Origin of the sequence: Streptomyces sp. NPDC026659 (genome assembly GCF_040638245.1) — a bacterium.
In the GTDB taxonomy this organism is placed as follows: Bacteria; Actinomycetota; Actinomycetes; order Streptomycetales; family Streptomycetaceae; genus Streptomyces.
Map to the genome: position 1 here is coordinate 314503 of NZ_JBEZXY010000008.1, position 18982 is coordinate 333484.

15 protein-coding genes are annotated in these 18982 nt (G+C 71.8%); 7 read left to right on the top strand and 8 right to left on the bottom strand.

Going from position 1 to position 18982, the window contains the following annotated elements:
- The first annotated feature begins 51 nt into the window (after window positions 1-51).
- Window positions 52-795, top strand: coding sequence for a class I SAM-dependent methyltransferase (locus tag AB0E91_RS21945; protein ID WP_361784317.1), 744 nt, complete (start codon window positions 52-54; stop codon window positions 793-795).
- Between the two features lie 15 nt (window positions 796-810).
- On the opposite strand, the gene AB0E91_RS21950 is transcribed toward AB0E91_RS21945, so the two are convergent.
- The 7 genes from AB0E91_RS21950 to AB0E91_RS21980 form a co-directional block, all read right to left on the bottom strand.
- A complete protein-coding gene (locus AB0E91_RS21950; RefSeq protein ID WP_361784320.1) occupies window positions 811-1608 on the bottom strand; it encodes a hypothetical protein in 798 nt (265 codons plus the stop codon).
- A gap of 39 nt (window positions 1609-1647) precedes the next feature.
- Entirely contained in the window at window positions 1648-3726 is a 2079-nt protein-coding gene (locus AB0E91_RS21955) for a TerD family protein (protein WP_361784613.1), read from the bottom strand.
- Window positions 3727-3899: 173 nt separating this feature from the next.
- The gene (locus tag AB0E91_RS21960) at window positions 3900-4247 is read right to left on the bottom strand and encodes a metalloregulator ArsR/SmtB family transcription factor (RefSeq protein WP_361784323.1); all 348 of its coding nucleotides are present in this window, start codon (window positions 4245-4247) and stop codon (window positions 3900-3902) included.
- 245 nt (window positions 4248-4492) lie between these two features.
- Entirely contained in the window at window positions 4493-4918 is a 426-nt protein-coding gene (locus AB0E91_RS21965; protein ID WP_361784326.1) for an ATP-binding protein, read from the bottom strand.
- The gene (locus AB0E91_RS21970; protein ID WP_361784616.1) at window positions 4918-6624 is read right to left on the bottom strand and encodes a SulP family inorganic anion transporter; all 1707 of its coding nucleotides are present in this window, start codon (window positions 6622-6624) and stop codon (window positions 4918-4920) included. Before AB0E91_RS21970 ends, AB0E91_RS21965 begins: the two co-directional genes overlap by 1 nt.
- Before the next feature lie 256 nt (window positions 6625-6880).
- On the bottom strand, window positions 6881-7237 hold the full coding sequence (locus AB0E91_RS21975) for a zinc ribbon domain-containing protein YjdM (RefSeq protein WP_361784329.1): 357 nt from the start codon (window positions 7235-7237) through the stop codon (window positions 6881-6883).
- A 74-nt stretch (window positions 7238-7311) separates the two neighbouring features.
- Entirely contained in the window at window positions 7312-9381 is a 2070-nt protein-coding gene (locus AB0E91_RS21980) for a serine/threonine-protein kinase (RefSeq protein ID WP_361784332.1), read from the bottom strand.
- Window positions 9382-9726: 345 nt separating this feature from the next.
- Between AB0E91_RS21980 and AB0E91_RS21985 the strand changes: the two genes are divergently transcribed.
- Window positions 9727-11577: a hypothetical protein gene (locus AB0E91_RS21985; protein WP_361784335.1), complete on the top strand. Its 1851-nt coding sequence runs from the start codon at window positions 9727-9729 to the stop codon at window positions 11575-11577.
- 97 nt (window positions 11578-11674) lie between these two features.
- On the opposite strand, the gene AB0E91_RS21990 is transcribed toward AB0E91_RS21985, so the two are convergent.
- The gene (locus AB0E91_RS21990; protein WP_361784337.1) at window positions 11675-13981 is read right to left on the bottom strand and encodes a serine/threonine-protein kinase; all 2307 of its coding nucleotides are present in this window, start codon (window positions 13979-13981) and stop codon (window positions 11675-11677) included.
- Between the two features lie 388 nt (window positions 13982-14369).
- Here AB0E91_RS21990 and AB0E91_RS21995 point away from each other — a divergent pair, with 388 nt between their 5' ends.
- From AB0E91_RS21995 to AB0E91_RS22015, 5 genes are all read left to right on the top strand, one after another.
- On the top strand, window positions 14370-15590 hold the full coding sequence (locus AB0E91_RS21995) for a metallophosphoesterase (RefSeq protein ID WP_361784340.1): 1221 nt from the start codon (window positions 14370-14372) through the stop codon (window positions 15588-15590).
- 43 nt (window positions 15591-15633) lie between these two features.
- On the top strand, window positions 15634-16812 hold the full coding sequence (locus AB0E91_RS22000; protein ID WP_361784343.1) for a cytochrome P450: 1179 nt from the start codon (window positions 15634-15636) through the stop codon (window positions 16810-16812).
- A gap of 92 nt (window positions 16813-16904) precedes the next feature.
- Window positions 16905-17720, top strand: coding sequence for a DUF427 domain-containing protein (locus AB0E91_RS22005; RefSeq protein ID WP_361784346.1), 816 nt, complete (start codon window positions 16905-16907; stop codon window positions 17718-17720).
- A gap of 146 nt (window positions 17721-17866) precedes the next feature.
- Window positions 17867-18307, top strand: coding sequence for a sortase-dependent protein (locus AB0E91_RS22010; protein ID WP_361784349.1), 441 nt, complete (start codon window positions 17867-17869; stop codon window positions 18305-18307).
- The gene (locus AB0E91_RS22015; RefSeq protein WP_361784352.1) at window positions 18304-18924 is read left to right on the top strand and encodes a class F sortase; all 621 of its coding nucleotides are present in this window, start codon (window positions 18304-18306) and stop codon (window positions 18922-18924) included. Before AB0E91_RS22010 ends, AB0E91_RS22015 begins: the two co-directional genes overlap by 4 nt.
- Window positions 18925-18982 lie beyond the last annotated feature (58 nt).

The following is an 18982-nucleotide window of genomic DNA, read 5'->3' on the forward strand; positions in this document are numbered from 1 at the left end:
GGGTCATAAACCGCTCGACAACCCCGGACTCACCCGGAAAAGTACCCCGCCGTGACGAGCAGCGAACTGTGGAGCCGGGCCACTGCCGAGCGGTACGACGCGGAGGACGCCGAGATGTTCTACGCCGCCGTACTCGACCCGACCCTCGCCTTCCTGGCCGAACTGGCGGGCGACGGGCCCGCGTTGGAGTTCGCCATCGGCACCGGCCGTGTCGGCGTGCCCCTGCGGGAGCGCGGGGTTCCCGTGACCGGCGTCGAACTGTCCGAGCACATGGCGGCCGTGCTGCGCCGCAAGGTGGACGAGGAGACCCTGCCGGTCGTCCTCGGGGACATGGCGACCACCGTCGTGCCGGGTGAGTTCACCCTGGTCTACCTCGTCTACAACACGATCTCCAACCTGCTCACCCAGGACGAGCAGGTGGAGTGCTTCCGCAACGCGGCGCGCCATCTGGCGCCCGGTGGCCGCTTCGTCATCGAGCTCAACGTGCCTCCGCTGCGGCTCCTGCCGCCCGGCGCGGCCGCCGTGCCGTTCGACGTGTCGGACCGGCACCTGGGTTTCGACACGTTCGACCTGGTCGAGCAGATCCTCGTCTCTCACCATCTGACCCGCGACGGCGAGGACGGCCGCTACCGGCGCACCGCCTCCCGGCACCGCTACGCCTGGCCGGCCGAGCTGGACCTGATGGCGCGGCTCGCCGGGCTAGAACTGGAGCGGCGGGTGGCGGACTGGGACGGGACACCGTTCACGGACGACTCCCCGAAGCACGTGTCCGTCTGGCGCAAACCGGCGGCCTGACCCGGCCGTCGTAGCTCAGAGTGGCAGCACGGGCCGGGTGGAGAAGTCCTCCCACATGTCCTCGCCTTCCTCGCCGTAGACGAAGTCGGCCATGGACGGATTGCGGTTGGCGGTGGCCAGCGGCAGCCAGCCCAGGAACATCCCGTACCCGCCGCACACCGATTCGCCCCCGTCCCCGCCGTGCACGGCGCCGGTGTCCTGGCTCAGCTCGGCGGAGTACGTGTCGTAAGCGATGCGCAGACCGAAGGCGTTGAGGTCGTTCTGCGGGCCGGAGCGGTCGCCGTACGGGATGCGGTCGAGGGGGCACGTGTCGCCCCACCGGAACAGGGTCCCCGCCCCGGCCCCGCACGCGTGCTCCCACTCGTCGGCGCTCGGCATCCGCAGCCCGCGCTCGGCAAGCACGTCCGGCATCCCGGCGGGCAACTCGGTCAGCGCCTCGGCCTCGACGGCCATCAGGACGGTCGGCACGGTGACGGTCCGCCGGGGGCTGAGCACCTGCGCGAGGTGGGCGCGCAGATCGGGGCCGTACGCGAGCCCCTGCGCCAGGCTCTCGGCATGGTCGGCCTCCTGCTCGGGCGTGGGCCGCCAGGCATCCAGGTCGAACCCGACCGCCACCCGTCCCCCGGGTATCAGCGCGAACTCCTGCCCGCCCCGCTCGATCAGTACCCGATGCCACACCCCGCCGAGATGCTCCCCGGCCCCGACCTCGCTCACCGATCCCCCGACCCGCCCGGCCACCGCCTCGGCCAACCGGCGCACCGTGGACGCGTCGAGGGACCGCCACCCGGCGAAATCAAGATCATCGAGAATCATGCGGCGCAGTCTCCCACGCGCACCGGTCCGCGCCCCGCCCTACGCCCCCTTCGTCACCACCAGGCGGTCGAGATGGGCCAGCACCCCCGCGTTGAACTTGTGCACGGCCTCGTCGATGCTGCGGATGAAGCCCGCCTCCGTGTTCCCCCGCTGACCGCCCATGCTCTTGAACAGCGAGAGCCGGAAGCCGGTGATCTTCACCCCGCTCTTCGGCAGCATGTCGCCCGGCTCGGGCCGCAGCCGCTCCAGCGTGCCGCGCGGACCGCCGGTCTCGCCTTCGACCAGGGTCTCGATGTGCAGGTCTGCGGGTGCCTCCGCCAGTTCGCGGACGATCCGCTTGGCCCAGGAGAGCGGATAACCCTGCTCGGGCGCCGGGATGTCGATGGAGGTACGGATCTTCGCGGTGCGCAGGTCGGCGGTGACCCCGAGCACGCCCGCGACGCCCTCGATACGCAGCTCCGCCTGCAACGTGCCGTCCAGGCACAGCTGGTCGGCCATGCGGGAGCGCCGGGCCACCGCGTCCGAGTCGCGCCGGGCCCGCTGGACGGGGAGGACCTTCAGCCCGAGTTCGCCGCCGAGGCCCAGCGACACCTGGCGCACCAGCCGCTCCCAGCTCTCGACGGTCTCCAGCGCCCGGGGGTCGCCCTGGCAGAGCGTCTCGTCCTGGATGCCGCTGCGCACGGGCACCCAGGCGGGGCCCATGTTCTGGAAGCCGTGACAGCCGGAGTTCTCGTGGAGGAGATAGTGCAGCAACTCCTCCAGCAGCCACGCATGGGCGGGGTTCACCACGCCCTCGTGCCGGATCAGCATCTGCGCCTGGTGCGCCACCTCGGCCCAGGACAGATGCCACAGGCTCACCTTGTTCTTGCGCCGCCGGTCGATCTTCACCTCGACCAGTGGACTGCCCTCCAGCGCCACGTCGTTGGAGAGGGTGATGACCGCCTCGTACCCCCGCCGCGCCGCGATGTCGGCGTATGCCTGCACCTGCTCGGCCTTGAGCGGGTTGCCGTTCGTCTTAGTCTCCACGAGCGCGGTCCAGAGCTTGCCCGCGCGCTCCACCCGGATCACACCGTCCGGACGCCGGGGCGTGTCACCGTGCGGCAGGGACACCTCGGTGAAGGTCTCCATGCGCCCGGCGGGAGCGCCGAACCCGGCGGTGAGCCTGCGCCCGAACTCGGGCACCTGCGCCATCACGGCCAGGAGCACGGAGGTGGCCCGCATCTCCCGGTCCCGGTCGCTCTTCAGCGCGGAGACGGGAAAGAGCCGGGCACCGCGCCACGCGTCGTTCTCCGCGAGGGACTTCTTCAGCGCCTTGGGGAGGGTGACCTTCTTCTTGGCGGTCCGGGGGCGGGTCTTCCTCGCGGCCGGTACGGCATCGGCGGCGGCATCGGGGGTGCGCGGCGGCGGGACGACGCCTGCGACGGGCGCGACGGGCTCGGGCATGGGCCGCGGCTCGGGGATCTGCTCGACCAGCGCGTCCCCGGCCGCCGACTCGTCTCCCGGCTCGACCGTCGCCTCCTCCTCCGGCGCTTCGTCCACCCTCTCGGCCGTCTCGGCCGCCTCGGCGTCGTCCTCGGCGTCGTCGTCGATGTCGACACCGTGGTCGGACGCGAGCGCGGCGAACCCCGCCTCGTACCCCTGCCCGACCGCGCGGAACTTCCACTCCTCCCCGCGCCGGTACAGCTCGCCGAAGATCAGGGCGCTGACGCCGCCCGCGTCCCCGACCTCGTACGTCAGCAGGGGCTCGCCCGAGCCGTCGCTCAACGTCAGCCGCAGGTCCTCGAGTTCGTCGAAGCGGGCCGAGCCGTACCGGCTGGCCGCGACGAGGATCGTGGCGACGTCGTCCGGGAGCGCCTTGAGGTCGAAGCCGATCCGGTCCTCGCTGCCCTCCCCGACCGGGGTCTTGCCGAGCAGCTGCACGCTGCCGTCCGGCGCGCACGGGTTGTTGTAGAAGTAGAAGTCGGTGTCGCCGCGGACCTTGCCGTTCTCGTCAAGGAGCAGCACGGAGACGTCCGCGTCGCCCTCGCCGGTCGGACTCACCCACCCCAGGCTGACCACCACCGACTCGACGTCCCCGTCGCTCAGGCTGCCCAGAACGACGTTGGCGCCCTTGGTCATCTCGTACACGCGGCCTCCCCGACCGATCACCAGGCAGAAGGAACCCCCCGCCCTCACCGGAACCTCGTGTGGAGATTCGGTGCACCTGATGTGAACGTCATGACTCTATCGATCAACGGGGAGAATCACCCCACGGAGACGCGAACCGGCGCGAGCGGGCCATGACCGGAAGGTCAGACCTGCTTTCTCTCGCCCTGCGTCGCCCGGAGGTCGGCGAGGAGTTCGGCCTGGCCCGCGAGGACGCCCGAGAGGATGGTCCGCGCCACCCGCAGCAGTTCCGCCACGTGCGGGCTGGTGAGGGAGTAATACACGTTCGAGCCCTCCTTGCGCGTCCTGACCAGGTTGGCCCGGCGCAGGACGGCCAGTTGCTGGGAGAGGCTGGCGGGCTCGATGCCCACCTCGGGCAGCATCTCGGCGACGGCGTGCTCGCGCTCGCTCAGCAGCTCCAGGACACGGATGCGGGCGGGGTGACCCAGGGTTTTGAAGAACTCCGCCTTCAGCTGGTACAGCGGCGTACTCACCGGGCCGTCTCCCTTTCCGCGCGGCGGCGCGGCCCCACCGGGCCCATCCCGGCGCCTCGCCGCGTCCGGCCATTCGTCAACACCATGCGACCCATCCTCGCGTGCGGCAGCGGCCCGGCCGAATCCACGTCGACGACGGGAGCCGCCGGGTGCGACGGCGATGACCTCGTGAATTGCCGAGATTAGCAAGTCTTCGAACGGGCGAATCAGCCCGTGTTCCCGCGGCTCCGTCGGCGGCGCCGCCCTCAGAGCGGGAGCGTGATCCAGATGGCCTTGCCGCCCCCGTCGTCGTCGGCATGGACCGCGGCGCTGCCGCCCAGGCCGAGCGTCAGCTCCATGACCGTGGCCAGGCCGCCCGTCCCAGTGTCCACGCCCGGTCCGTCGAGCCGGGGCCGGTGGGGATGGCGGTCGTGGACGGCGAAGGCGACCCGGTCGGGGGCCGCCGCGTAGACCACCGTGACCTGCGGGGACAGCACGGCGGCGTGCCGCACGCTGTTGGTCACCAGCTCGCTCACGATCAGCAGGGCCGGGTCCACGGCCGGGTGCCGCAACCCGATTCCCCACTCGGTCAGCGCCCGCTCGGCGGTCTCGCGGGCGACGCGTACGGCGGAGGGTTCCGTGGGCAGCGTGAGCACATGCCGGTGGGGCAGCGCGTTCAGATCGGTGAACATCACGCCTCCACGGCCGTCGTCGCGGTGCCCGGGTGCGGGGCGGTTGTCGCGGTGTCGGCGTGCGGGGCGGTTGTCGCGGTGCCGGCGTGCGGGGCGGGTCCGGCGGGCAGCACTCCGGCGCGCTCCAGGTACTCCCGGGCGCCCCGGATCGCCTCGGGCGTGGTGGCGTACTCGCGCCCGTCGTGCCGCAGCAGCTCCAGCGCGCCCACCGATTCGAGGACCCGGCGCTGACCGGGCCGTACCCCGGAGGCGAGGACGCGGATGCCGCGCCGCTCCAGCTTCTCCACGGCGTCCTTGAGGACGAGCACGCCGGTGGCGTCCATGGTCGACACCCGGGACATGCGCAGGATGACGACGCGTACGTCCGCGACCTCGGTCAGCTCCAGCAGGAAGCGGTGGGCGGCGGCGAAGAACAGCGGTCCGTCGATGCGGTAGGCGACGATGTGCTCGGCGAGCAGGGCGTGTTCCTCGGCGGTGTGGTCGGCCCGGTCGAGCGGCACCTGTTCGAAGCGGGCCTGCTTGGCGACGGCGCGCAGGGCGAGCGCCCCGGCGACGACGAGGCCGACGACGACCGCGTAGACGAGGTCGAGGGCGACGGTCGCGACGGCGGTCAGGACGAGGACCAGCGCGTCGGAGCGGGTGGCCCTGACCATGGCGCGCAGCGCGCCGACCTCGATCATGCGGATCGCCGTGGCCAGCAGGACTCCGGCGAGCGCGGCCAGCGGGATCTTCGAGACCAGCGGCGCGGCGGCGAAGACGATCACCGCGAGGACGACGGCGTGGGTGAGGGCGGCGAGCCGGGAGCCCGCGCCGGTACGGACGTTGACCGCCGTTCGCGCGATGGCACCGGTGGCCGGGACGCCGCCGAACAGCGGGGCGGCGATGTTGGCCAGCCCCTGCCCGAACAGCTCGCGGTCCGGGTCGTGCCGCTGCCCGACCGTCATGCCGTCGGCCACCGAGGCGGACAGCAGGGATTCCAGCGCGGCCAGGGCGGCGACCGCCACGGCGGGGCCGAGCAGGCTCCCGAGCGAGCCGAGGTCGAGGAAGGACAGCGAGGGCACGGGCAGTCCGGCCGGCAGGTCGCCGATCGGCGTCGCCGCGTGGAACCCTCCCACCTGCGCCACGACGGTCGCCGCGATCACGGCGACGATCGAGAAGGGTACGGTCGGCCGCCACCGGGCGCCCACGAGCATCACTGCGGCCACCGCGACGGCGAATCCGGCGGCCGTCCAGTTCGGGTTCCTCGCGAACTCCCCGACCGCCCGCCAGGTCACGACCAGCACCCGGTCGCCCTCGGGCTTGGGCACGCCCAGGGCGTTCGGGATCTGCTGGAGCCCGATCACGCAGGCGATGCCGAGGGTGAAGCCCTCGACGACGGGCGCGGGGACGTACCGCATGTACTTCCCGGCCCGCAGCAGGGCCAGGCCGACGAGCATGACGCCCGCCATGAGGCCGACGGTGAGCACCCCGGTGGGGCCGTACCGGCCGACGATCGGCACGAGGACCACGGTCATCGCGCCGGTCGGCCCGGACACCTGGAGGTTGGAGCCGCCGAAGACTGCCGCGAGCGCACCGGCGACCACGGCGGTCGCGAGGCCCGCCTCGGCGCCGAGCCCGGAGGAGACCCCGAAGCCCAGCGCCAGCGGCAGCGCGACGACGGCCACGGTGAGTCCGGCGAGCAGGTCGCGGCGCGGGTCGCGCCGCATCCGAGCGAGGTCGCCCCGGCCGGGCAGCAGCGCGGCGACGGAGGTCCACAGGCGGCCGGCCTTGACCTGGTACAGCGGAACGGACACCGGGCCCCTCGGCTTCCCCAACAGCCCCCTCGGGGGCAGGACGCGAAAGGTTGTGCCCGCGGCTACCTGCGGACACAACCATCACAGCATCTAAGCAATTGCGAAATTATGCAATTCCTCAACCGATGAGGGCCCCGATGGTTCCGCCACCGGCAGGGGTGCCCGGAGCTCAGGCCTTCTTGACCACGCTCGACTTGAGCTGCATCGCGCCGAACCCGTCGACCTTGCAGTCGATGTCGTGCCCGTCGACCCCGTCGACCAGCCGGATGTTCCGCACCTTGGTCCCGGCCTTGATCCCGGACGGGCTGCCCTTGACCTTGAGCGCCTTCACGACCACGACACTGTCACCGTCCCGCAGCACATTGCCGACGGCGTCCTTGACGACACGCCCACCGTCCTGGGCACCCACTTCACCCGCCTCGCCGGGAGCCCATTCATGGGCGCACTCGGGACACACCACCAGGGCGTTCATCTCGTAGGTGTACTCGCAGGAGCACTTCGGACAGGGAGGAGGATTCTCAAGCATCCGACCAGCCTATCCGGCCCGGAGCTTCACCTTCCGCCCCGAGCTCCGGGCACGCTCGCCGCAAGCCCAGCGGTTCAATGAGCGCACTCACCCGAGCCGATGAGTTCGGGTTCACCGCTGTTCCCCTCATAGACGGCGACGGACCAGCGGGTGTAGTCCCAGGCCCGGTTGCTCCGGTATTCGGCTGTCAGTTTCCGGCACAGGATGGTGGACGCGGCGTCCTGGAAGTTGGCCCGCTGGGCCCGGCCGATGAGCCCCCCGCTGGTGTCCCGCGCCCACACGTACGCGGCCCCCTCGACCGGGTCGAAGCCGAGGTCGATCGTGTCGCCCGCGGCAAGGGGCACCAGGCCGTCGTCTTCGGCGGTCCTGGCATTCCAGTCGGCGGTGATGGCCTTGTCGGCGGCGTCGGCGACGCGGATCTCGGCCTTGTCGCTGCTCGGTATCGCGGCGGTCGCGATACCGGACTCATCGCCATGCCACTGGCCGGCGATCACGCTGTAGCACCCGTCGGTGGCCTCGCCGAAGCCGAGGACGCTCGGTTCGAGGTCACCGTCGACGTTCTTCCAGGAGATGACGAAGCGCCCGTAGGGCCAGGTGGTGGGGTGGTCCTTGAGCCGGTACGCGAGGGCGGTACAGGCCGCCATGTCCCCGGCCCGGCGGAACACCTCCTGGTCGTCTTCAGGAATCTGGGAGACCGGACCGCCGGTCACCATCACCGTCTGCGCCCGCTTGTTGAACGTGACCGTGGGCGTCATGAAGGCCATGTCCTTGGTGGCGAGCATGGCCGTCATCCGGTCCCGTATCGCCTTCTCGACGTCCTTCTCCTCCGAGGTGCTCGCGACGGTGCTCGCCCGCCACTCCTCGGGCGTCGGTTCGGTCGTCTCGCCCGCACGCGTGAAGGCCGGGTCGGCCACACCCGCCAGCGGATCCGACGGGACGACGGCACGGCGCGGATCGACCGACGACGTACTCGCACCTCCCGGCCCGCCCGCCCGGGCAGGTGAGGCGGGGGCGTTCGGGCGCGCGGCCGTGGACGCGGCGGGCCCGCCCGGAGAGCGCTCGGCCACGCCGGTCCTGGCCGGGGTATCGCCGTCACCGTTGCCGCGGAAGGCGAGGGCGGTCCCGGCGGCGACACCCCCGACCACGGCCGCGGCGACGAGGACGGCCAGGACGGCGCGCCCGCGGGAGGGCGGGGACGGCGCGTGCCAGGCCGGGTCGTCCAGCGTGGGCATGTCCCACTCGTTCATGACCAGTTCGCCCACCTGGGTGGGCTCCAGGCCGCCCTCGCCGCCGAGGACCTGGGTGGCCTGTGCGGCCAGGAGCCTCGAACACGCCTCCCCCGCCTCGGCCGCGGTCAGCCGCTCGGAGGGGTCCTTCGCGAGAGCCCTTTCCAGAATCTCCCGCAGCCGCTCGGGGACCCCGACGAGGTCCGGGTCGCCCGACATGACGCGGAAGGCGACCGCGTCGGGCGCACCGGTGCCGAACGGAAGGCGACCGGTGGCGGCATAGGCGACGAGCGCGCCCCAGGCGAACATGTCGCCCTCGGGCCCGGCCGTACTGGAGCGGTAGTACTCCGGACTGATCCAGCCCGGAGTGCCGGTCATGACGCCGGTGCGCGTGACGCTGGTGCCGTCGGAGGCGCGGGCGATTCCGAAGTCCAGCACACGGGGTCCGGCGGGGGTGAGGATGACGTTCTGCGGCTTCACGTCCCGGTGGACGACGCCGGCCTGGTGGATCGCCGTCAGGGCCTGCGCGGTACCGGTCGCGAAGGCGTACAGGGTGCCGTCGGCGAGCGGGCCGTGGCCGGCCAGATGTTGGTTGAGGGTCGGACCGGGGGCATAGGCGGTCGCCAGCCATGGCTCGGCGGCCTCGGTGTCCGCGGCGAGGAGCGGTACCAGGCACGGGCCCTTCACGCGGGCGGAGAGCTGAACCTCCCGGCGGAACCGCGCCCGGAATTCCTGGTCCTCCGCCTGCGCGGGGTGGATCACCTTGACCGCGACCCGGAGCCCGTCGGCGGTGAGGCCGGCGTGGACGACACCCATGCCTCCGGAACCGAGACGGCCGATGATCCGGTAGGGGCCGACGCGGGAGGGATCACCGGGTCGGCCGGGCTGAATCCGTCCCCCGGATCCGGCAACGCTCACTGACAGTCCGTTCCTTGATGTGTCGTAGACGGCCGGGCGGTTGAGCTGAGGATCGCCTCAACTGCCTGCCCTTCTTCGGTGGTGAATGCGCCTGTGTGACAGGTGGAGGAACTGTGAGGTTGTCTCGATTCAGAGAAAGTCACATGATCGTGACAAGACTCACCCGCGGCGGGAGGCTGACGGCGCGGGCGCGGGCCGTTGTCAGTGGCATGCGCCACGATGGGCTACGCACGAAGACGTCCTGGGGGGATTTGCATGACCGCTGAAGAGCCACGTTCCGGGCTGCCCCTTCCGTTTCTCCGTACGCTCGCCGCGGAGGCGAGCCCGGACTCACCGCCGGTTCGCATGGCAGTGGAGAAGGCCCGGGATCTGCCGGCGGGTGACGCCCGCGACGACCTCCTGCTGGCTCTTCTCCGAGGGGCACTGCGTGACGCGGCTCCCGAGTGGATCCTCAAGGAGGCCGTGGAGAGCGACTTGGCCAAGGAGGCCCAGCCGTACCTGGGCGTGCGCTTGCCCCTCGCCGCCGTAGCACTCGCCCACCCGTCGTGCTCCGACGCCTTGCGCGCAGAGACGCTGCGGCGCTGCTCGGCACCGCAGCTGGCGAACCTCGGCCACTCTCGCTGTGGAGACGTGCTGGCCCGTGCGGTCGTCACGGAACTGGAGAGCCGGGGCCCGCACAGGCAGCCCATGACACCCACGCTCCTCGAAGAGCCCACCGCGCCTCAACTCGTCCTGCGCGAGGCCGATCTGCACGACGTGGTGTTCACCGGCGCCCTGGACCTCCTGCCGACATACCCACGCCTGGAGATCGAGGACAGGACGGACGGCGACGACATCCTGGCCGGGTTGGACCGCCACGAAGCCGCGACCAGCGCTTTTACGACCATGTGGGAGCAGCTGGTGACCCTGCACACCCGGCGTCACCGGCATCTCGTCGAATGGGCTCCGGACGACTCCACGAAGCGCGTCATACGTGACCATCTCCTGGGCGCCGTCCCCTGGGACGTCGAGCCGTCCCTGTTGGAGGAGGTCGCCCGTGATCACCTCGCCGAGTTCACCGCCGCCGAACTGATCACCCGCATGTGCCTCATGGCACGAGAAGGTGTAGCTCCGGACGAAGTCCGTTCCCGGTTCGTCTCGGAACTCGACATGCTCACACCCCAGCGACGCAAGTATGCCGAGAGAATCCTCAACTTGGGTGAGGACGAGCTGAAGTACGCCCTTCGCACGGCGGTCAGTTGGGTGGAATCCGCCGCAGCCGGGCCATGGCGCCACCTCCTCGCCCCCTCCCGGGCGAAGACCCGTTACGGCGAACCGCACACCTGGCACGCGTCGGGCGAACTCCTCGTCACCCTCGGCCGCCTCTTCGCGGACACAGCGGTCAAGGCTCTGCGCCTGTGGGAGCCCGACGACAAGCACAGCGGCCCACGTCCCCAGGACCTGCAGTGGGTCCACGCCATGCTCCTTCACCTGCCCCGCCTGACGGACGAGGTGAGGGAGAAGGCGAAAGCAGTGGTCCGGCACATCCGGCCGCGCACTCGCGGCCGGTGGGACTACACGGACTTCCGCACGGAGCGGGACGACAGGCAACTGACCGAGTTGCGCGCCGCCATCGAGCGGATCCTGGCGGATCCCTCCGCGCCGTCACGCCGGTCGGCACTCGGCGATCCGCAACAGATCACCGTACGGGACCTCGCCAACGCTCCCGACGAAGCCCTGCACGACTACCTGGCCCGGCACACCGACGACGAGCTGACCGAAAAGGCGCTGCTCTCCTTCGCCCACTCGCCGTACCGGCCGAAGCTCTCCCTGTCCGACGTACTCGCCTTCCATTCCGCACCGGACACGGCGCTGCTCCGGATCACCATGGACCTCCGCCGACTACTGGGCGGCGGCCCCAACTTGCGGGAGTCCTGGACACGACAACTGCTCGCGCTCCCGGACTGCGCGCCGGAGCTGGTGCGGGCCCTGCCTGCGTGGAGCGCGCTCACCGTGGGCGGCGCCCGTCACGGAACCGCCCACGCGGTCGTCGCCTCGGCCGTCCTCACCGCGCTCGGCGACGACGACGCCGCATGGTCCCGCTTCGCCACAAGCCCGGCGTCGTACTCCGGTCCGACCGCGTGGCTGCGGCTGGGGGACGTCCTCGACGCCGCGGCGAAGGGCGAGGAGTGGCCGAAGCCGCCCGGCTCCAGATGACACCGCCACCACGCCAACCGCTCTCCAACGGAGAGCATGCCGACCCCCGCCTCGCCGGAACGCCACGGGCACGGCGCACCCGTACAGGACGCGAAAGTCAGCCCGCCTTCGGCGGATTCCGCGTGTCGAAGGCGAAGAGCGTGTTGTCGGCCGCGGCCACGATCAGCGCACGCCCCGCGACGGTCACACGCGGGCTCGCGCCCGCTTCGCCCGTCAGCCCGTCGGCCTGCGGCGGCGTCGCCCACAGGATCCTGCCGCCGTCCGGCGACAGCGCGACGACCCGGCCGGTGGCCGAGCTGAAATACAGCGCACCGGCTCCCGCCACAGGACCCGACGCGCCCTCCACATCCGTCTGCCGCGACCACTTCCGCCGGCCGGTCGCGGGGTCGAGCGCCGTGACGAGACCGGTCTGCCCGCTCACGTAGAGGGTGCCGTTCACCATGCCGGCCGTCCCCGTGTACCTCCTGGCCAGCCGGGTGTACGTGACCTTCCGCGAGGCCGGGTCGACCCGCACCACTCCGTAGTACCCTTCCGGCTCCGCTCCCCCCGCCACGGGCTCCTGAAGGAGTACGAGCCTGCCGTCGACGACGCCCACCGGCACGGCGCGACCGTCGACCGCGATGGGCGTGCCCAGTGTCCCCGAGGCCCGGTCGACGTCGTACAGGGTGGGGTGGAACACCCCCAGATCGTCCGCCTCCTCGTCCGTCGCGCACATCGCGACGAGCCGCGCGCCCACCGGGACGGGAGCGCACTGCGTACCCGCGGGGAACGACGTCGTCCAGAGGACCTCACCGCTGTGCGCGTCCCGGGCCTCGAAACGGGAGTTGGAACCGTCGACCGACACGACGGCGGAGCCGATCACGACAGCGTCCTCGAACCGGCCCGTGACGGCCGTCGACTGGCCGCCTGACGGGGCGGACCACAGCTCCCGGCCGCTCTTCGCGTCGATGGCCACCACCTCGTTGGGCGGGCTCTGCGCGTCGTCCTGGGCGGCGATGCGGTACCCGAGCACGGTGTCGTCGGTGGCGCCCACCATGTGCACACCCACGGATGGGATGCCCGGACTCTTCACCGTCCACGTCTGCGAGCCGTCCATGACCCTGATACGGGTCGCGACGACACCGCCGCCCCCGCAGTACACCGCGTCGCCGTGCGCGACACACCGCAGCTCGTCGAGCATCTCCTGGCCTCCCGGCACGGTCTTGTGCCACGGCTTGAAGCCGTCGGGAAGCGCGGCTCCCGACGCGACGACGCTGTCGCCCTTGTCGCCGCCGCTGTCGCCCCCGAAACGGCCCGCGTTCAGCACGGCCACTCCCCCACCGATCGCCGCGACCACGGCCGCGGCCGCGAGGACGGGGCGCCATAGGCCGTACAGACGGCGGCTGTTGAGGGTGCCTGGGCTGTCCGCGTCGGGACCGCTCGGGGCGGGGATCGGGGCGACGGATGGCTCAGCGGCCGGGGCCTCGCCCGGAGTTGAGGCCGGAGTGGCGCCCGGGGCAGTCGACGCCAGGACGGCCCTCGGCACGGAAGACCGCTGAGTGATCATGTCGCGGGTTCGGTGGCCCGGGTCGGCTCCTTCCGCGTCGGCCCCGCCGAGGTCGGCCGGCAGGTCCCGCAGCAGCACGAGGAGTTCGTCCGCCGAGGGGCGCCCCTTCGGCTCCTTGTCCAGGCAGGGTTCGACGACCGCGCGCAGAGCAACCGGCACGGCGCCGAGCGACGGCTCCTCGTGCACCACCTGATACGCCGTCATGTAGGGGCTGTCCGCGTCGAAGGGTCCGCGGCCCGTCGCCGCGTACACCAGCAGCGTGCCGAGTGAGAAGACGTCCGACCCCGGCCCCACATGACGCGGCGACTGCAACTGCTCCGGCGACATGAAGGGCGGCGTGCCGATGACCCGCCCCGTCATCGTCAGCGTCTCCTGGCCCGCGGCACGCGAGATGCCGAAGTCGATGACGCGCGGGCCCTCGGGCGAGAGCACGACGTTCGAGGGCTTCAGGTCGCGGTGGACGACCCCCACCCGGTGGATGTCGCGCAGCGCCTCCGCGAGCCCGATGGCGAGCCTTCTCAACTCCGCCCCGCTCAGCGGACCTTCCGCGGCGCAATGCTGGGCGAGCGTGCGACCCTCGATGTAGGCCGTCGCCATCCACGGCTGCTCGGCCTCGGGGTCGGCGTCGACCACGGCGGCGGTGAACGCACCGCTCACCCGCCGCGCGGCCGCCACCTCCTGGCGGAAACGGATACGGAACTCGTCGTCCTCCGCGAACTGCCGGTGAATCAGTTTGACCGCGACACGTCGTCCCGAACTCGTACGGGCCAGGAAAACCGCGCCCATTCCACCCGCGCCGAGCCGCGCCTCCAGTGGATAACCGCCGATCTCGGCTGGATCACCTTCGCGCAGCGACACCGTTCCCGACCTCCCGTTTCCTCGTGCATCTCAGCCACCACGGGCCTGCGTTCCCGTCCCCGCACAAACTAGCCGCAGGGCAGTGGGGCACCGCGAAGCGGGTGACGAACAGGGGGGCCTGAACTGCCCCTTAGGCCGCGCACCGGGAAATTTCACTCGTCGCCGCAGGTCGGACGAGCCGAGGCGAATCCCTGGCGGAAGATGCTCAACCGGACCTGGCGGTTCGCCACGTCGACGCGCGCGTTCGCGAAGCTCCGCGGCGGACAATGAGCCCTCCAAGTGACTCCGGCAGCCGAGGCAGGAGCAGAATCAGGACTTGAGCGGCGGATCATGCCACCCGGCTCCGCCACGGGCACGATCCGCCGGACAAGACCTCAGGAGGGGAAGCGTGACCGACACCAGCAACACCCGATCCGCCACCGGTGAAGCGCAGGAGGCGCCACGGAGCCGACTGCTGCGCCTGACGCGCTACCTCCCCCTGATCGCCCCCGTCCTGCTGTGGGCCGTGCCCTGCTGGGTGCTCCTGTACGGCGGCCAGCACTGGCCGCTCCCCGTCACCCTGACCGGCACCGCGCTGTTCGCCCTCGGCCTGGTCGGCATGCCCCTCGCGATGGCACGCGGCCACGGCCGACGCCAGCAGGACGGGGCGGCGATCGTCGGCGACACGCTGCTGGGCGCCGGCTGGGTCCTGTTCACCTGGTCCGTTCTGCTCGGCGTCCTGCTGCGGGGCGCCCTGACCGTGGCGTCCGTCGGTGACGGACAGGACCGGGCGCGCATCGTCGCCTGGGCGGTCCTGGGCGTGACCGCCGTGCTGCTCGCCTGGGGTTACGCCGAGGCCCGACGCGTGCCGCGCGTGCGCCGCGTCGAGGTGCGGCTCCCGCGCCTGGGAGCCGGATTGGACGGCACCCGGGTCGCCCTCATCACCGACACCCACTACGGCCCCCTCGACCGCGCCCGCTGGTCGGCGCGGGTCTGCGAGACGGTGAACACCCTGGAAGCCGACCTGGTCTGCCACACCGGCGACATCGCCGACGGCACGGCCGAACGCCGCCGCGCCCAGGCCGCCCCGCTGGGCACCGTGCGGGCGACTCGGGCCCGTGTCTACGTCACCGGCAACCACGAGTACTACAGCGAGGCCCAGGGCTGGGTCGACCTCATGGACGAGCTGGGCTGGGAGCCGTTGCGCAACCGCCATCTGCTGCTCGAACGCGGCAGTGACACCCTCGTGGTGGCCGGTGTGGACGACGTCACCGCCGAGTCCTCCGGCCTGCCGGGCCACCGCGCCAACCTCACCGAGGCCCTGAACGGAGCCGACCCCGACCTCCCCGTCCTCCTCCTCGCCCACCAGCCCAAGTTCATCGACCGCGCGGCAGACCACGGCATCGACCTCCAGCTCTCCGGCCACACCCACGGCGGCCAGATCTGGCCCTTCCACCATCTGGTCCGCCTCGACCAGCCCGCCCTCGCCGGCCTCACCCACCACGGCGCCCGCACCTTCCTCTACACCAGCCGCGGCACCGGCTTCTGGGGCCCGCCCTTCCGCGTCTTCGCCCCCAGCGAGATCACGCTGCTCGTACTCCGCTCCCCGCAGGAGTCCCCCGTTTCCTAGGACTTGGCGGGCCGACAGCCGAAGTCGGGCGGACCCTGAGAACATGACCGACCCCACGCAGGACCCCCGCTTCCGCCAGAACCCGTACCCCACTTACGCCGCCATGCGGTCCGCCTGCCCGGTACAGCCCGTACCCACCGGCTCCGGCGGCCGCCCCGGCTATCTGGTGACCGGCTACGCGGAAGCACGAGAGGCCCTGGGCGACCCCCGGCTCTCCAAGGACACGGCCGCCTTCTTCAAGGGCAAGGGATCACCACGTCACCTGCACCCTGCCGTCGCACACCACATGCTCGCCACCGACCCGCCCCGGCACACCCGACTGCGCAGGCTGGTGACCAAGGCGTTCACCGCAGGAGCCGTCACGAAGCTTCGTCCGTTCATCGCGCGGGTCACCGACGAGCTGCTGAACCGGTGGCCCGCCGACGAGCCGGTCGACTTCGTGGCCGGTCTGGCCATTCCGCTCCCCGTCATCGTGATCTGCGAGCTGCTCGGAGTGCCGCGAAAGGATCGGTCCGACGTCCAGCGCTGGTCCGGAGAGCTGTTCGCGGCAGGGAAACCCGACGTCATCGACACGGCCTCGCACTCCATGGCCGACTACATGACCGACCTCGTCGCCGCCAGGCGGCTGACCCCCGGCACCTCCCTCCTCGACCAGCTCATCTCCGCTCGCGACGGAGACGACCGCCTGAGCGAGGAGGAGTTGGTCTCTCTGGCGGTCCTGCTGCTCGTGGCCGGACACGAGACCACCACCAACTTCCTCGGCAACGCCCTCCTGGCCCTCCTCCAACACCCCGCCGAGCTGGACCGCCTTCGAAAGAATCCGGACGAAATCCCCGCCGCACTCGACGAGTTGCTCCGCTTCGACTCGCCCGTCAGCACAGCCACCTTCCGCTGCACCACGCAGCCCATCACCCTCGGCGGCACCGACATCCCCGCCGGCGTCCCGGTCCTGGTCGCCCTCGGTGCGGCCAACCGCGACCCGCGACGCTTCCCCTCGCCGGACCGCCTCGACCTGGACCGGAACGCCGCCGCTCAGCTCGGCTTCGGCCACGGCATCCACCGCTGCGTCGGTGCTCCCCTGGCCAAGGCGGAGGCGGAGATCGCCCTGCGAGCGGTACTCGCCCGGTACCCCGGAATCCGGTTGGCCGTACCGCCGGACCGGCTGAACCGGCGGCACACCCGTCTCGTCCGCGGACTGGCCTCGCTTCCCGTGACACTCTGACGGACCCGCCGACAAGCGGGGCACGGCAGGGCCCGGGAGCCACGCCGACATCGTCCCGAATCACCGCGCGAGCAACCGAAGGAGTACAGGACATGACCGCCTTCCCCACCCCTCCGACCGTCAGGACCACCCCCGAAGGCATCCGGTGGGAACCCTCCGAGCGCTGGGTACGCGGTCGCACGGGCGGCGGCACCACGGTCGTCGACAGCAGGCGTCCCGTCCTGGTGTGGGAGCCCGGAACGCCGGTGCCGCTGTACGCCTTCCCGCGCGAGGAGGTCCGGGAGGATCTGCTCCGCCCGGCGAAGAATCCGCCGCAAGGCACGCACAGCGGATCGCGGATCTTCTACGACCTCGAGGCCGACGGCCGTTTGATGGAGAACGCCGCCTGGACCTTCCCGGCCGAAGACCTGGCCGGGCACATCGCCTTCGAGTGGTTCGCACGGGTGGGCCGGGGCCTGGAGCACTGGTACGAGGAGGAAGAGGAGATCTTCGTCCACCCCCGCGACCCGCACAAACGGGTGGACGCCATCCAGAGCAGCCGACACGTCCAGGTCGCGATCGACGGAACGGTCGTCGCCGACACCCGCCGCCCGGTGCTGCTCTTCGAGACCGGCCTGCCGACGCGGTACTACATCCCGCGCGAGGACGTACGCCTGGACCTGTTCGAGCACACCGACCACAGCACCGCGTGTCCGTACAAGGGCACCGCCGCGTACTGGTCCTGGCGGGGTGCGGGCGATGTTCCGCCGAACGTCGTCTGGAGTTACCCCCACCCACTGCCCGCCGTCGGCGCCGTCAAGGACCTCCTCGCCTTCTACAACGAGACGGTCGACATCACCGTGGACGGCGAACGCCTGGAGCGCCCCGTCACACCGTTCACCCGGCGGTCGCCGGGCGCGGCTTCCTGAACCGCCGCTCCGGACAAGGGAATTACCCGCCGCCGAGACTTTGCCGACGCTTTACAACCCGTGCCGACCCTGTCTCGTCTCTCCGCTCGATCCATCACGCAGCCGCCCGGCCACTCGCCGGGCCGGCCGAGCGAAGAGAGCGATTCATGCGTCGAACAGTCCTCAGCGCCACGGCGGCCGCCTGCGTCGCCGTGCTGGCGAGCACGGTGCCCGCGTTCGCCCACGGGGCGAGTGCGTCCCCGACCGCCCGCCCCTCCGTCACCGCCGTACCGTCCGCCTCCGTCCCGTCGGCGCGGCCGAGCGCTCCGGGCGGCACGGAGCCGAGCGCGGTCCCCAGCCGGATACCGGGCGCCGCCCCCGCCCGTACGGCGGGCGGGGCGCCCACCCCCGTACCGTCCGCCGCCCCGGCCAGGGGACGCGGTCAGGTCCGCGTCGTTCCCAGCGGCGCTCCCGACACCGGTGCGACCACCGGTTCGAGCGACTCCGGTCGGCACGCCTCCCTGATCGGCAGCAGCGCCGTCGGTTCCCTCGTGGTGGGCGGCACGGCCGTCTTCCTCCTGCGCCGCCGACGGGCGACCGGGGCATGACCCGCTTCTCCAGGCGCGCGCTCGTCGTCGCCGCGCTGGTCCCCCTGCTCGCGAGCTGCGTCGGTCACGACGGCACCGGAGTGTCCGCCGGCCGCCCCGTCGACACGCACGCGAGCACCCCGTCCTCCGCTGGTCCGGCGAACTCCTCGGCGGATCCCGGCGGTTCGGCGCCCGCGCGGCTGCGGATCCCCGGGATCGGCGTCGACACCCCGGTCATGCGGCTCGGGCTGGCCCCGGGCGGCGGTGTGCAGGTGCCTCCGATCACCGCGCACGACCGGGCAGGCTGGTACGAGAACTCCCCGACGCCCGGCCGGACCGGTCCGTCGGTGATCCTCGGCCATGTCACGGTCGGCGCCTACGGCGACGGTGTCTTCCGCCGCCTCGACCGACTGCGCCAGGGCGACGGGATCACGGTGCGCCTGGAGAACGGCACGTCGGCCCAATTCACGGTCACCTCCGTACGGACCGTCCCCAAGGCCGACTTCCCGACGAAGGCGGTCTACGGCGACGTCGACCGGCCCGAGTTGCGGCTCATCACGTGCGGCGGACCCCGTACCGGCGACGGCTATCGCGACAACGTGATCGTCTTCGCCGCGTCGAGCACCGCACCCGACTGACCCGGTCGGCGCCCGCACGGTCCCGGGCCGACGGAACGTACGCCGTCGGCCCGGGGTC